Origin of the sequence: Streptomyces sp. JJ66 (assembly GCF_019303495.1) — a bacterium.
Taxonomy (GTDB): domain Bacteria; phylum Actinomycetota; class Actinomycetes; order Streptomycetales; family Streptomycetaceae; genus Streptomyces.
Genome location: NZ_JAEVFI010000001.1, coordinates 161,974 through 176,433 on the forward strand (window position 1 = coordinate 161,974; position 14,460 = coordinate 176,433).

Sequence of the window (14,460 nt, forward strand, 5' to 3'; positions counted from 1 at the left end):
GAAAGCGCGAAGGCCCGCCCGGTGCGACGGGGGATGCACACCGGACGGGCTGAACACCTTTCTACCGCATCGGAGGGCGATCGCGCAGCCCGGGACGGGCCGGGAGGGCACTTCCGGGGCCCGGGTCAGCGATATCAAGCCACCTGCGAACGGGGGGATTTCCCGGCTCGGCCTCGGCGGCAGGACCGCAGGGCGGGCCGGGGAGCAGGGCGGCGCCGGGCCAGCCTGCCGCCCGGCGCCGCCCTGGTCACAGGTGGCCCAGACCCCCGTGCGGGGCCACCTCCTCATGCGGCGTGACGTCTGTGGCCGTCCTCCCGGCCGTCACGCCCCGGCTGGCGGGTGGGTACCGCCCGACTCGGGCGGTTCCAGGGGCAAATTCATCTGCTGCCTAAACTGGCTGATAATCGCGGTCAGACTGTCCTGCACCTCGGGCGGCAGCCCGACCGACCGCAGCGCGATCTGACGCACGCGCTGGTCACGGATCGCCGCGAGGAACCGGACCTCCTCTTCGACGTGGGCGGCCTGGCGCTCCGACAGGTCGCCGAGCAGGTAGCCCACCGGGACGCCGAAGAACTTCGCCAACGCCCGGAGCACGTCCGGACTCGGGTTGTCCCGGCGCCCGTTGCGCAGCATGGACAAGTACTGCTCGGTGAGGCGGACCCCGCCGTACTCCCCGGGATGCCGGCTGATCACCTCGGCCACGTGGGCGTTGGTGTACGCGGCGCCGACCGGGTGCATGTTCGCGAACAGGTAGCCGAGCCGCTGGGCCAGCGTCCCGCCAGCCGTCCCGCTCGTGGGCTCCGCGTCCCCGCCCGCCGCCATGGTCACCGTCCTCGTGTTCTGATCCACCGCCATACAGCCGTCTCACGCCCAGTTAAGCCTGACCTCTCGCGCGATGCGCCTCGTTTGGCATCCTGCCATGGAGAAGCCGGAATCACTAGACTGACCGGGCGATCACCTCGCCTCCCCTTAACCAAGGGTTGATTTACCGTCCGTACCGGCCAGCGGCCAGATCGGCACTCCGGCTCGACGCCCGGCTCCGCACCCGCGTGACAAGATTGTGAAGGGATTCACACCGTCCTCTTGGCTCGGCGCGCCTTCCGTGCTGAGATCGATCTCACCCCGGTTCACGGGGTTCTTCCGGTTCACCTGCACATCCGGCTCGACGACGCGCTAGGGGAGGGCACAGTGGCGGAGTCCGCCATGTCTCGTTCGGTACGGCTGGATCACGGGGAGGGCGGCGCGGAGGGTGGCGGCCCGCTGGACCACGCCGTGTGGCGGCTGCGCTCGCGGGGCTGCTGGGAGGATGCCGCGGCCCTGCTCACCCCGCACGCGGCGAGCGACGCCGCGGCAGCGGTACGCCGGGCGGCACTGCTGGGGGAGCGCTGCATGTTCACCGCCGAGGGGTGGGCGGAGGCCGAGGACGCGCTGCGAAGTGCGGAAGCGCTGGCGGTGGACGCCACCTTGCGCGGTGCCGCCGCCTGCGAGCGCGGACACCTGGCGTACGCGGCGACGGTGCTGGGCGTACGCGACCGCGCCGATGAGGCCCGCTCCGCGCTGGGCCGCGCGGCGGCGCTGCTGCCGCCCGCCTCCCCCGGCCGGGCGCTGCTGGACTTCCGGCGCGGCCTGCTGGCCGAACACCTGGCCAAAAGCCCGCAGGAGGTGCAGGACGCCAAAGCCGCCTACCGGCGGGCGCACGCCGGGGCGGCGGAGCACGGGGACGCCCTGCTGTGCTCGTTCACCTGGCGGCATCTGGCCGGGATCGCGCTGCGCGCGGGTGAACTGGCCGAGGCGCGGCACGGGTTCACCGAGTCCCTGCGGCTGCGCGAAGAGCTGGGCTTTCTCGTCGGCATGGCACCCGCCCTGGCCGCCCTGGCGGACGTGCAGCCCGGCCCGGAGGCCGAACGCCTGCGCGCTGAGGCCCAGCGCCTGTTCCGCCTGCTCGGCGGCGTCCCCACCTGGCTGGCCCGCCACCTGGCGGCAGCCTGACCCACCCGGGGCCGGGACGATCCGCCGGTCCCGGAAGGCTGAGCTCGCCGGGCCAGCTCGCCGGGCGGGGCTGGCTGACCCGTCTACCGGGCCAGGTGCTGGCGCAGGAGGCGTTCGACGGCGCCGGTGTCCCCGTCGGTCAGGGCGTCGATGAGTGCCACGTGCTCGTGCGCGGCGGTGCGCAGCTCGGCCGGGGGGCGTCCGACGCCGCCACGGCGGCGCAGCTCGGTGGCGACGCGCACCAGCTGCCGGTTCCCGGTGAGCTCCAGGAGCGCGGCGTGGAAGGCGCGGTCGGCCTCGGCGTAGGCGGCGCGCTCCGCGCGGGCGGCGTGCGCGACGGTGGCCTCGGCGAGCGGACGCAGCGCCTGCCAGCGCTCCGGCGGCACGGTGGCGGCCAGCTGGAGCAGGGGCGGGATCTCCAGCAGGGCGCGGACCTCGGCCAGCTCGGCGCGGTCGCTCCCCGAGTGCTCGGCGACGCGGAAGCCCCGGTTGGGCACGGTCTCCACCGCGCCCTCCACCGCGAGCTGCTGCATCGCCTCGCGCACCGGGGTGGGCGAGACGCCGAAGCGCTCGGCGAGGGCCGGGGCGGAGTACACCTGTCCGGGCGCCAGCTCGCCGCTGTGCAGCTTCTCCCGCAGCGCGTTCAGTACCTGGGCCCGCACCGAGTGCCGCCGCGGCAGGCGAGGGCGGTGCGACTCGGAGTGAACATGCTCACCCCGGGCGGCCTGACCGGCGACGGCGGACCGGATCGGGGCCAGTGCCGGGCGCGATCCGCCACGCACCTGCTGACCAGGGATGACGGCGGCGGGGTGAGCGGGGTGAGGCGCGGGCGGGGACGGCGTGAGGGCTGTTATCTCCGAGTCCGATCGGGTACGCGTCATGTGCCCGCTCCTGTCCATGCCGAGTGTCCGAAGAGCACCATAGGCGGAGAGTGCCGGAGATCAAACCTCCCGGAGATCAGGTAAGGTAAGGCTTACCTGCTAACGATCGTGGAATCGGGAACCGTTTCATGGCCGTCACCACCCTCGCACCAGCCCCAAAGCCGCCGACCGCGAACTCCCCGCTCGCCGCCGCCTACGCGCGCCTCGGCGAGGTCCTGCCCGGCTTGCGCGTCAGCGAGGTGGGCGCCGGGAGCGGGCTTCCCGAGGGTGACGGCTGGGCCCATACCACCGAGCTGGCCGCCGGCGGAGACGTCCTGGACGCCTTTCTCACCTGGGACGAGGAACAGGTACGACGCGACTACGGCACCGCCGCCCGTCCCGATGTGGTCGCCTCCTTCGGCCTGCACCGCTACGCCTGGCCCGCGACGCTGCTCATCACCATCCCCTGGTTCCTCCTGCGCCGCGTGCCGCGTCTGCCGGTGGACGCCGTGGCCTTCCACCGCGCCACCGGCCGGCTCGCGGTACGTCCGTCCACGTTCGCCTGCCTGCCCGACGACCCGGCCGCCGCCCTGCCCGGGGCCCGGGTCGTGCCGCACGAGGAGGCGCTGCGCGGCGCGGTGCGCGAGGCGGTGGCCGAGCACATGGGCCCGGTACTGGAGGGTTTCGGCCCGCGCATGCGGCGCGGCCCACGGGCGCTGTGGGGCGCGGCGTCGGACGAGATCACCGAGGGCCTGTGGTACGTCGGCGGGCTGCTCGGAGAGGAGCGCCGGGCGATCGAGGAAGCGGGCCTGCTGCTCCCGGGCTCCACCGCGCCCTACCCGCGCGGCGCTGGTTTCCGGGAACTGACCGCCCCCGACGGCACCACCCTGCCCACCCGGGACCGGGCGAGCTGCTGCCTGTTCTACACCCTGCGTCCCGAGGAGACCTGCGTCACGTGCCCGCGCACCTGCGACGCGGAACGCATCGAGCGCCTGACCACTCCTCGCTGACGCGTTCGACCCCAAAGGCCCCGCGCGGCCCCGTGGGCCGCTCGTTGCGGTTACTTGCCCGAAAACCGCTCCGTGCGCCTGTGCGGTTCGGCCAGGATGCTCCGCGGAACAGAACCGGACGGCCGAGCGAGGCACGAGGGGCAGCGGCATGGAACTCACGGACGGATCGCTGAGCTGGGTGGTGGCGGGTGCCGTCATGCTCGCCGGACTCGTCGGCGCGATCGTGCTCATGATGGCGCGCGGGCGCGGGGCGGGCGCCGCCGAGGACGCCGGAGCGGGCGACTCCTGGGAGCGGATGGAGGAGCGGCGCCGCCGCAAGGAGACCGTCTACGCGACGGCGTCGTACCTGCTGCTGTTCTGCTGCGCGGGCGTCGCCGCCGCGCTGTCCTTCCACGGCCTGGTGGGCTTCGGACGGCAGAACCTCAATTTGTCCGGCGGCTGGGAGTACCTGGTGCCCTTCGGGCTGGACGGGGCGGCGATGTTCTCCGCCGTCATCGCGGTGCGCGAGGCGAGCCACGGCGACGCCTCGGTCGGCTCCCGGCTGCTGGTGTGGATCTTCGCGGGTGCCGCCGCCTGGTTCAACTGGGTGCACGCGCCGCGCGGCGCGGGTCACGCGGGCGCGCCGCACTTCTTCGCCGGAATGTCGATCTCGGCGGCGATCCTGTTCGACCGGGCGCTCAAGCAGACCCGCAAGGCCGCGCTGCGCGAACAGGGCCTGGTGCCGCGCCCGCTGCCGCAGATCCGCGTCGTGAGGTGGCTGCGCGCGCCGCGTGAGACGTTCCGGGCCTGGTCGCTGATGCTGCTGGAGGGCGTGCGCACACTGGACGAGGCGGTGGACGAGGTGCGCGAGGACCGGCGCCGCAGGGAGCAGGAACGGACCCGGCAGCGGGAACAGCGCAAGCTGGAGCGCGCCCGGCTCAAGGCACTGGCCCGTGGGAGCGCGGCACCGGCGGCCGCGCGGCCCGAGGCGGAGGGGGACGTGGACGTGTCCGTGGAGGTGGACAAGCCGGTGCGGGCCCGGGCCGCGCTGGCCCGCTCCGAGAGCGGGACGGCCGACCTGGGCACGGCCCAGCCCCGGCTGGACACGCTGGAGGAGAAACTCGCCGCGATCGAGAAGCAGTTCGGCTGAGGCGGCCCGCCCGCCCCGGCCGGGTCCGCGCGGCCAGGAAACCGGCCGGAAACGGGCTGCCCCCGCCTGACGGGGCAGCCCGTTTCCGGCTAATGCGCCGTCACGCTTCCCAGACGGTCACTGCGGTGCGGTCGTCGGCGTGGCCCTCGACGCGTAGGTGGACGTCCGTGAGGAAGGCGGCCAGGCCGGGCACGGGGCCGTCGGTCCAGCGGGCGGCCAGCTCAGCGGCGAACTCCGGTTCCGTGCGCAGGGGTTCGGCCAGGCCCGGGCTCGCCATGAGCAAGGTGTCGCCGGGACGGGCCACGCAGGTGCGGAACCGGAACGGCGGATGCGCGGCGGGCCCGGCGTCCCCGGGCGGCGGATCGGCGGGCCTGGGCTCCTGGTCGGCCCAGGCTCCGTCGCGCAGCAGGAACAGACCGCCGGGGCCGACGCCGAAGAACACCCGGGTACGGCAGCGGGGGTCCACCGGCAGCACCAGACAGCGCAGGTCGGCGGGGTACTCCTCGGGCGCCAGGCGCAGGGTGCCCGCGCGGGAACGCAGCCTGCCCATGCTGTGGCTGGTCAGCCGGCCCAGCCCGGCGCCGAGCGCGCTGCGGTCGCCCGCCCGGAGGTCGGTGAGCAGCCGGGCGTGGCTGCGGCCTACCGCGCGGGCGATCGCCCGGCAGGCGTCGCGGGCCGGACGCTGGCCGACGGGCCCGGCCCGGCCCGCACCGGCGATGGCGAGCAACAGGAGTGCGTCGTCCCCGGCGCCAAAGCGCACGGTGAGCAGGGCCTCGTGCCGCGCCCGGCCCCGGAACCGCGCGGAGTCACCGCGCAGGGAGGCCGCGCGGACGGTGAGGGCGCCGTACTGGGCGCCTTCCAGTTCGGTGTCCGCGACGACGTCCTCCAGCCCCTCCGGGTCCGCCTCGGGGAGCGTGGTGGGCTCCGCTTCGTAGGTGGGCGGGCGCTCCCCCACGAACTTCGCCTCAGCCGCCCGGCGTTCCGGTTCACTCCGCGCCGGTGACCGGGGCGGGGGTGCGGGGCGGGAGACGCCCGGGGTGGCCTCGTCTGGCGGTGGGGCGGCGGGCGGCTGACTGGCTGGTGTGGCGTCGCCCGTCCCCCCGTCACCGGCTGGTGTGGGCTCAGGTGGTGTGGAGGCGTCCGGCGCGGTGCCGTCTGCCGCATCGGTGTCCAGCGCTTCAGTGTTTCCTGACCCGGCATCACGTTGCGGGACGTCATCCTTCGTGCTCATGGCGCCCCGTTCCCCCGCGTCCCGTGCGGGGTGGTCAGCCGCCGGACGCCGGGTGGGGGCCGGTTCCGTGTCGGGCCGCCGCGGGGACGGCGTGCGCTGCGCGACAATGTTGGGTGATCTGACGGCGCGCGCGGCGGAGTTGAAGCGGTCGTCCAGACTGTCGTGGGTCGCGCCGTGGCCCGCGTCGGGGTGGTCCTCCGCGTAGAGCCGGGTCCACCAGTCGGGCTCCGTCGCCCGTTCGCCTTGCCCTGTCATGCCCCCATTGTTCCCGTTACGGGCCGCCGGGGACAGACCACGTCACCCGCTCGTGGCAGCCCGCCACAGCAGGTGCACGGCGTACGAGCGCCACGGCCGCCAGGGTTCGGCTCGCGCGCGGGCGGCGGCCCGGCCGGTGGGGGCGCCGAGCGCGGCCAGGCCGTGCCGCAGGCCCGCGTCGCCCGGCAGGAAGACGTCCGGGTCGCCGAGCGCCCGCATGCGCACGTACCCGGCCGTCCACGGGCCGACGCCGCGCAGGGCCAGCAGCCGTGCCTCGGCGTCGGCGCGGTCGGCGCCCGGGTCCAGCTGGACGGTGCCGTCGGCGAGTGCGGCCATCACGGTGCGCAGCGCGGCGCGGCGGGCGCCGGGCAGGCCCAGATCGGCCAGGTCCGCGCCCGCGAGCGTGCGGGGGCCGGGGAACAGGTGGGTGAGGGTGCCGTCGGCGGCGGGCAGCGGCTTGCCGTGCGCGCGCACCAGGCGGCCCGCGAGCGTGCGGGCGGCGGTGACCGTGACCTGCTGGCCGAGCACCGCGCGGGCGGCGAGTTCCGCCCCGTCGGCGGCACCGGGCGAGCGGACGCCGGGGTGGGCGGCGGCGAGCGGGCCGAGCAGCGGGTCGGGGCCGATCCGCTCGGTGACGGCCTCGGGGTCGGCGTCCAGGTCGAACAGGCGGCGCAGCCGCTGTACGGCGGTGGCGAGGTCCCGCACGTCCGCCAGGTGGAGGCGGCACGGGAGCCAGCCGGGTCCGCCGCGCTCGCCGACCTCGGCGACGGCGTGGGCGTGCGGCAGGGCGAGCGTGCGGCGATAGCGGCGGTCGCCGGGCTGCCCGCTCATCTCCTCGACGCCGGGAACGGCACGCGGGGCGAGGAAGTCGAAGACGCCGCGCGTGTCATAGGCGCCCCGGTAGGCGAGCCGGAGCGCCACCCCGTCGCCGTCCTGGGGCGGGTCCTTGGCGCCGCGCAGGCCGGACGGTGTGGTGGCGTACACCGTCCGCACCGTGTCGTTGAACTGGCGGACGCTGGCGAAACCGGCCGCGAACGCGATCTCGGTGACCGGCAGCGCGGTGGTCTGGAGCAGCACCCGGGCGGCGTGCGCGCGCTGGGCGCGGGCCAGGGCCAGCGGTCCGGCGCCCAGTTCGGCGGTGAGCTGGCGCTGCACCTGGCGCGAGCTGTAGCCCAGCCGGGCGGCGAGCCCCGCCACGCCCTCGCGGTCCACGACGCCATCAGCGATCATGCGCATGGCCCGGGCGACGGCGTCGGCGCGCACGTTCCACTCCACGGACCCGGGCACGGTGTCGGGGCGGCAGCGGCGGCAGGCACGGTAGCCCGCACCCTGGGCGGCTGCGGCGGAGCGGTAGAAGGTGACGTGGTGCCGCTTGGGCGTCAGCGCGGGGCAGCTCGGGCGGCAGTAGATGCCGGTGGTGCTCACGGCCGTGAAGAAGGTGCCGTCGAACCGGGCGTCCCGGCTGCGGACCGCCTCATACCTGCTGTCGTCGTCCATCACTCCTTCAGTCTGCGCCGTCGGCGGCGTCCGGACTGGCGGAAATCGGACCCGGCCATGACGAGGTACGGAACGGCTCCGGCCGCGAACAGCAGAGCGGGCCCGGCGGCCTGGGAACCCAGCGCGTACCCGGCGAAAGCCAGCACCGAGAAGACCTCCGTGCCGAAGCCCGCGAGGGAGGTGACCGTCGCCCGCGCCCGGTCGCCGACGGCGGCCTGCACGCGGGCGTCGGCCAGGGCCATCGTCCACTCGAAGACGCCGAACGCGGCGGCCACCAGCACCAGGCCGCCGGGGTGCCCGCTGAGCGCCCCCGCCGCCAGGCACAGCGCCCCCGCTGCCAGCACCGGGCCCGCGCGGCGCGGCCCGCGTCCGGCCAGCCAGCCGCCCGCCGCCGCTCCCGCCGTCACCACGCCGACGAGCAGGGGCAGCGCGGCGGGCCCGGCGCCCGTGGCGTCCACCAGTAGCGGCACGTACTCGTCCAGCGAGTTGAACCCTCCCCCAGCTGGAGCAAGGGGATTCCTGGCTCACGCTGCCTGCGGGTCTGCGACCCGACAGGTCTTCCACGATCAACACCAGCCGGGTTGGAACCAGCCCGGTTTGGTACAGCAAAACTTGGAGATGCGAGTGCCGTCTTGGTTCTCGATCAGCACGGTGTACGCGCTTGGTTCTCGCCACGCACATCCCGCACCCTACCCGCTCAGGCGGCGGTCTTCCGTCCCAAGGGCGAAACCCCGCTTCCTGCCCTGCTCCGCAGGAGTCCAATTCCACCCCGGCCAGAACGCCGGGGCATCCTCTGAGGTAGCCCGGTGAAGCCGGTGACGACACCGCAGAACAGCACCGCTCGGCGCGCGGCGGGCGTGTACCGCACCTCGCGCAGCACGGTGCGGAAGCTGGGCGCCTCCTCGCCGTCCACCGGGGCCGGGGAGTCCGGCAGGGTGCGGGCGACCAGCGCGCACGCCACGGTGGCCGCGACGCTGGCGGCGCGGGAGCAGGTCGGCCAGGACGCCCGAGGGCACCTCGAACAGGAAGCCGACCACGGACCAGAGCACGAACAGCGACGAGATCTCGCCGACCGAGAGCCCGGCGTCCGCGAACAGCAGCGCGTACACCGGGTACAGCAAAATCGCGTCCTCCAGCCCGGCGTAGGCGTACAGCCTGCGGGCGAGGGCCGCGGCGGAGGACGGGGCGGAGCGCGAGGAGGGTCAATGTCGTCGGCGCATGCCCCGAGCTTACGCCGCGTCCGCCCGCCGCCGTAAGGGTTCTCCGGCGGCGGGCGCGCGGCGGCCTACTGGCGGCAGACGCGTGCCGGGCTGCCGGAGGCGGACGCGCGCCGGGTCTAGGTCAGGGGGCAGACGAACTCGCACCACACCGACTTGCCCGTGCCCCGGGACTCCACGCCCCACACGTCGGCCAGCCGGTCCACCAGGAGCAGGCCGCGTCCGGTCAGGCCGGTGTCCTCGTCGGCACCCAGCTCGGGCTGGACCGGGGAGGTGTCCTCGACCTCCACCCGCACCCGCCGGTCCGCGCCGCCCAGCAGGCGGAAGGTGACCACCGCGCCGCCGTCGGTGTGCCGCAGCGCGTTGACGGTCAGCTCCTGCGCCGCCAGCTCGACGGCGTCCGCGCAGGGGTCGGCGTTCCACGCGCGCACCGCCGTGCGGGCCATCTGGCGCACGCCCGCGACCGCGTGCAGGTCGCCGGGTGCCACGTGCTGGTGCAGGCGGCGTCCGGGCCGTGGGGCGGGCGCGGTGGCGCGGCGCAGCAGGACGAGGGCCATATCGTCGGCTCCGGCGCGGTCCCCGGGCAGCTCGCACAGCCAGTCGGCGAGCTTGCGCAGGTCCTCGGGGCCGCGCCCGGCGGCGTCCCGCAGTTCGCGCACACCGTCGTCCAGGTCCGCGCCCGGCCGCTCCACCAGCCCGTCGGTGAACATCAGCAGCGTCTCCCCCACCTCCAGCTCGACGGAGGTGACGGGGAAGTCGAGCGGCCCCAGGTGCGGCAGACCCAGCGGCAGGGCTCCGGCGACGGGCAGCGCGCGGCAGCCGCCGTCGCGGCGCAGCAGCAGCGGGTCGAGGTGACCGGCGCGCACCAGCCGCAGCCAGCCGCTGGAGGGGTCGGCCTCGGCGTACAGACAGGTGGCGAAGCGGTCGGTGTCCAGGTCGTGCAGGAAGGTGGAGGCGCGCGCGAGCACCGTGGAGGCGGTGTGGCCCTCGGCGGCGTAGGCGCGCAGCACGATGCGCAGCTGGCCCATGACGGCGGCGGCGTGCGTGTCGTGACCCTGGACGTCTCCGATGACGGCGGCCACGCGACCGCCGGGCAGCGGGATGAGGTCGTACCAGTCGCCGCCGATGTCGCGGCCCTGCCGGGCGGGCCGGTAGCTGACCTCGGTGCGCAGGCCGGGCACGGCGGGGATGCTGTGCGGCAGCATGAAGCGCTGCAGGCTCTCCGCCAGTTCCAGCTCCTGCTCGTAGAGCATCGCCCGCTGGAGGCTCTGCGCGATGGTGCTGGCCAGTGCGGTGAGCAGGGTCTGTTCGCTGGGCGGGAAGGTGTGCTTCTCGCGGAAGAGCAGGCCGAGGGCGCCGATGGCCCGGCCCTGCGCGATGAGCGGCAGGTAGGCGGCGGCGGAGGCCCGCAGCGGGGCGATGTAGGGCCACAGCCGTGGATAGCGCGTGGCGAACTCCTGCTGCGAGGTGAAGAAGCGCGAGGTCATGGTGCGGGCGACCTCGCTCATCGGGAAGTCGGCGTCGATCCGGGTGTACTCCAGCTCGGGGACGATGCTGGAGGTGCGGCCCTCGGCCATCTGCCGGATGTGGTGGCCCTCGACGAGGCCCATCATCAGGCTGACGGCGCCCAGGCGGCCCATGCCCCGGGCACTCTCCAGCACGCCCACGACATCCCCGACGGTGCGGGCGTGCGCGAGGGCCGCCGTCGTCTCCTCCACGACGCTGGACTCGCGGCTGCGCTCGGAGTCCAGGGTGAGCCGGTCGGTGGCGTGGCGCAGCTCCTCGGTGGCGTCCCGGACGATGCCGATGATCCGGTGCGGGCGGCCACGGGCGTCGCGCTGGATGTAACCCTGGGTGTGGGTCCAGCGCGGAGTGCCGTCGCGGCAGCGGATGCGGAAGTAGACGCCGTAGGTGGTGCGGCCGTCTTTCATGGCCTGGGAGACGAGCGCGTCCAGCCGGGCGGACTCGGCGGGCGGCAGCCGGGCCGCGAGGGCTGCGGGGTCCTCGTCGTACTCGTCCGGGCGCAGGTCCCACACGGCCAGGCCCGGGACGTCGAGGTGCAGCAGGCCGCGGTCGAGGTCCCAGTCGAAGGTGCCGGTGCGGTTGAGCGCGAGGGAGGTGGCGGCGTCGGCGGGCCAGGTGCCGGGCGCGGGCAGCGCTCCCGGTACCGCTCCTTGCGTGTCCATGCCGCACCCCCGGGCCGGAAGGCGATCTCCTTCACTGTGTCACTGTTCGCCCGATTCTTCGAGCGGACGAGAGCGGTGATCTTGGAGACCATCGCAACCGGGACGGACGACGGCTGCCAGCGCGTGTGCGGAACCGCGTCGCGGCTCACGGGCGGCGGCGGGTCCTCAGGCGGGAGCGGATGTCCCCCGGAGGCAGGAAGCGGGCCCACCGTTCGGGGAACTCCGCGGGGGCCGCAGCGCCGGGGCCGTCGTCGTCTTCGGCGTCGTCCTCACCCTCCGGGCCGGGGTCCTCGTCCCCGTGGCGGCGGCGGGCTTCGGCGGCGGCGACGAGGGCCGCGGCGTCCTGTTCGCGCTGCCGCTCGCGGGCGCGGCGGGCGGCAGCGGTGGCCACCGAGGGCCACACTCGGTCCACGGCCGCGTTGACGGCCGCCCCCACCAGCACCGCGAACGCGGAGATGAAGATCCACAGCAGCACGGCGACGGGCGCGGCGAGCGAACCGTAGATGGTCGGCCCCTCCACCTGACTGGTGAGGTAGACGCGCAGCAGGAAGCTGCCGCCGCCCCACATCAGCAGCGCGACCAGCGCGCCGGGGATGTCCTCGCGCCAGGGCGAGCGCACCGGCACCGAGACGTGGAACAGCGTGGTCAGGAACGCGACCGCCAGCAGCAGCACCGTCGGCCAGTAGAAGACGCGGACCAGCAGTTCCGCCTGCGGCACCCACCCAATCACCGTCTCCGGGCCGACGACGAGCAGCGGCAGCGCGACCGCGCCGAGCAGCAGCGCGACCAGGTAGAGCAGGAAGGCCACCAGCCGGGTCTTGACGATGCCGCGCTGGCCGTCGAGCCCGTACATCACCGTGATGGTGTCGATGAAGACGTTCACGGCCCGGGAGCCGGACCACAGCGCGAGGGCGAAGCCGAAGGAGATGATGTCGGGCCGCCCGCCACGGATGACGTCGTCGATGAGCGGCGCGGCGACCTCGTTGACGCCGCGCTCGGACAGCACGGTGGCGGAGGCGTCGAGGATGTTGACGCGCACCGAGGCGATGGTGTCGGTGCCGATCCAGGCGTCGAGGTAGCCGAGCAGGCCGATGAGGCCGAGCAGCAGCGGCGGCAGCGAGAGCAGGGTAAAGAACGCCGCCTCCGCCGCCAGGCCGAGCACGCGGTACTCGACGCAGGAGCCCACGGTGTCCTTCAGCAGCAGCCAGATCATCCGCCGCTTGGGGATGTTCCGGTACAGACTGCTCACCATGGCCCGGCGCCCGGCACGGTGACGGGGGGACGATCGCACTGCTCGCACCCGCTCAACGTATCCGGCCCGGGAGGGACCACACGCACCGGTGACGCCCCGCCCTCCCCGGCCGTACGGTGTGCCCATGCCGCCGCCGACGCCGCACGCCACCCACACCGTCACCAACCAGCCGCCGCCGCTGGTGGACTACGACGTGTTCACCGCCGACGCCCCGCTCACCGAGGCCGTCGAGCGGCACGTCGCGCCCGGGCGGGCGAACGAGGTCCGCGCGGAGCTGTCGGCGCTGGGCCGGGCCGCGGGCTCGGCGCAGGCGCAGGAGTGGGGCGTACTGGCGAACGAGCACCCGCCCCGGCTGCGCACGCACGACCGGTACGGAAACCGGGTGGACGAGGTGGACTTCCACCCGGCCTGGCACGAGCTGCTGCGGCAGGCGGTGGCGTCCGGGCTCACCGACGCCTGGTCGCGCCCCGACGGCCACCTGCGGCGCGCGGCGGGCTTCCTCGTGTGGGGGCAGGTGGAGGCCGGACACGGCTGCCCGGTGTCCATGACCCACGCCGCCGTGCCCGCCCTGCGTGCCGACCCGGTGCTCGCCGGGCAGTGGGAACCGCTGCTGACCTCGCACACCTACGCCCCCGGGCTGCGTCCGGCGAGGGCCAAGGGCGGGGCGCTGGCCGGGATGGGCATGACGGAGAAGCAGGGCGGCTCGGACGTGCGGGCCAACACCACCCGAGCCGAGCCGCTGGCCGAGGACGGCGCGTACACGCTCGCCGGGCACAAGTGGTTCTGCTCCGCGCCCATGTCCGACGTCTTCCTGGTGCTCGCGCAGGCCCCGGCGGGGCTGACGTGCTTCCTGGTGCCGCGCGTGCTGGAGGACGGCAGCCGCAACACCTTCCGCCTCCAGCGGCTGAAGGACAAGCTGGGCAACCGCTCCAACGCCTCCGGCGAGGTGGAGTTCGACGGCACCACCTGGGCCCGGCGGGTGGGTGAGGAAGGCCGCGGCGTGGCCACCATCATCGGGATGGTCGCCGCGACCCGGCTGGACTGCGTGCTCGGCTCGGCCGCGCTCATGCGGCAGGCGGTGGTGCAGGCCATCCACCACACCTCGCACCGGGAGGCGTTCGGCGGGCGGCTGGTGGACAAGCCGCTGATGCGCAACGTGCTGGCGGACCTGGCACTGGAGTCGGAGGCGGCCACCGCGCTCGGGCTGCGGCTGGCGGCGGCCTGCGACGCGGCCGCGGCAGGCTCCCACAGCGAGCGGCTGCTGCTGCGGCTGGCGGTGCCGGCGGCGAAGTACTGGGTGACCAAGCGGTGCACGCCAATGGTCGGCGAGGCGCTGGAGTGCCTGGGCGGCAACGGCTACGTGGAGGAGTCCGGCATGCCGCGGCTGCTGCGCGAGGCGCCGCTGAACTCGATCTGGGAGGGCTCGGGCAACGTCCAGGCGCTGGACGTGCTGCGGGCGCTGCGGCGTGAACCGGGCGCACTGGACGCGTTCCTCGGCGAGGTGGGCGCGGCGCGCGGCGCGGACCACCGGCTGGACGCCGCCGTGAAGGACCTGCTGGTCGAGCTCGCCGACCTGGACGGCGTCGAGGGCCGCGCCCGCCGCCTGGTGGAACGCATGGCGCTGGTGCTCCAGGGCGCGCTGCTCGTGCGGCACGCGCCGCCCTCCGTGGCCGACGCGTTCTGCGCCTCCCGGCTGGGCACCGGCTGGGGCGCGGCCTTCGGCACGCTGCCGTCATCGCTGGACCTGGGCTCGATCGTCACGCGGGCGTCGCCGCTCGGCTGACCCCGCCGCCCGGAGGCGGGCGCGTGCGGGGCTGGGTGCCCTGGCCCGCGT

11 protein-coding genes are annotated in these 14,460 nt (G+C 74.8%); 4 read left to right on the forward strand and 7 right to left on the reverse strand.

The window, feature by feature from the left end; translation table 11 throughout:
- Positions 1-321: 321 nt before the first annotated feature.
- Entirely contained in the window at positions 322-822 is a 501-nt protein-coding gene (locus JJV70_RS00715) for a helix-turn-helix domain-containing protein (RefSeq protein WP_219045714.1), read from the reverse strand.
- Between the two features lie 381 nt (positions 823-1,203).
- Here JJV70_RS00715 and JJV70_RS00720 point away from each other — a divergent pair, with 381 nt between their 5' ends.
- Complete coding sequence (locus JJV70_RS00720) at positions 1,204-1,989, forward strand: hypothetical protein (protein WP_219045510.1); 786 nt, start codon at positions 1,204-1,206, stop codon at positions 1,987-1,989.
- 83 nt (positions 1,990-2,072) lie between these two features.
- Here JJV70_RS00720 and JJV70_RS00725 read toward each other — a convergent pair whose 3' ends face one another.
- The gene (locus JJV70_RS00725) at positions 2,073-2,870 is read right to left on the reverse strand and encodes a GntR family transcriptional regulator (RefSeq protein WP_219045511.1); all 798 of its coding nucleotides are present in this window, start codon (positions 2,868-2,870) and stop codon (positions 2,073-2,075) included.
- Positions 2,871-2,998: 128 nt separating this feature from the next.
- Here JJV70_RS00725 and JJV70_RS00730 point away from each other — a divergent pair, with 128 nt between their 5' ends.
- Positions 2,999-3,859, forward strand: a complete 861-nt coding sequence (locus tag JJV70_RS00730; protein ID WP_219045512.1) for a (2Fe-2S)-binding protein — start codon at positions 2,999-3,001, stop codon at positions 3,857-3,859.
- Between the two features lie 148 nt (positions 3,860-4,007).
- The gene (locus JJV70_RS00735; protein WP_219045513.1) at positions 4,008-4,988 is read left to right on the forward strand and encodes a DUF2637 domain-containing protein; all 981 of its coding nucleotides are present in this window, start codon (positions 4,008-4,010) and stop codon (positions 4,986-4,988) included.
- A 100-nt stretch (positions 4,989-5,088) separates the two neighbouring features.
- Here JJV70_RS00735 and JJV70_RS00740 read toward each other — a convergent pair whose 3' ends face one another.
- The 5 genes from JJV70_RS00740 to JJV70_RS00760 all read right to left on the reverse strand — a co-directional run bounded on the left by JJV70_RS00740 (position 5,089) and on the right by JJV70_RS00760 (position 12,626).
- Complete coding sequence (locus JJV70_RS00740; protein ID WP_219045514.1) at positions 5,089-6,474, reverse strand: protein phosphatase 2C domain-containing protein; 1,386 nt, start codon at positions 6,472-6,474, stop codon at positions 5,089-5,091.
- Positions 6,475-6,516: 42 nt separating this feature from the next.
- Positions 6,517-7,971 carry an AlkA N-terminal domain-containing protein gene (locus tag JJV70_RS00745; RefSeq protein WP_219045515.1) on the reverse strand — a complete coding sequence of 485 codons (1,455 nt, stop codon included), beginning with the start codon at positions 7,969-7,971 and terminating at the stop codon, positions 6,517-6,519.
- The gene (locus tag JJV70_RS00750) at positions 7,971-8,441 is read right to left on the reverse strand and encodes a hypothetical protein (RefSeq protein ID WP_219045516.1); all 471 of its coding nucleotides are present in this window, start codon (positions 8,439-8,441) and stop codon (positions 7,971-7,973) included. The genes JJV70_RS00745 and JJV70_RS00750 overlap by 1 nt, the downstream gene beginning before the upstream one ends.
- 866 nt (positions 8,442-9,307) lie before the next feature.
- Positions 9,308-11,374 carry a SpoIIE family protein phosphatase gene (locus JJV70_RS00755; protein WP_219045517.1) on the reverse strand — a complete coding sequence of 689 codons (2,067 nt, stop codon included), beginning with the start codon at positions 11,372-11,374 and terminating at the stop codon, positions 9,308-9,310.
- Positions 11,375-11,519: 145 nt separating this feature from the next.
- On the reverse strand, positions 11,520-12,626 hold the full coding sequence (locus JJV70_RS00760; RefSeq protein WP_257573116.1) for a YihY/virulence factor BrkB family protein: 1,107 nt from the start codon (positions 12,624-12,626) through the stop codon (positions 11,520-11,522).
- A gap of 124 nt (positions 12,627-12,750) precedes the next feature.
- Here JJV70_RS00760 and JJV70_RS00765 point away from each other — a divergent pair, with 124 nt between their 5' ends.
- Positions 12,751-14,409 carry an acyl-CoA dehydrogenase family protein gene (locus tag JJV70_RS00765; RefSeq protein WP_219045518.1) on the forward strand — a complete coding sequence of 553 codons (1,659 nt, stop codon included), beginning with the start codon at positions 12,751-12,753 and terminating at the stop codon, positions 14,407-14,409.
- Positions 14,410-14,460: the final 51 nt, after the last annotated feature.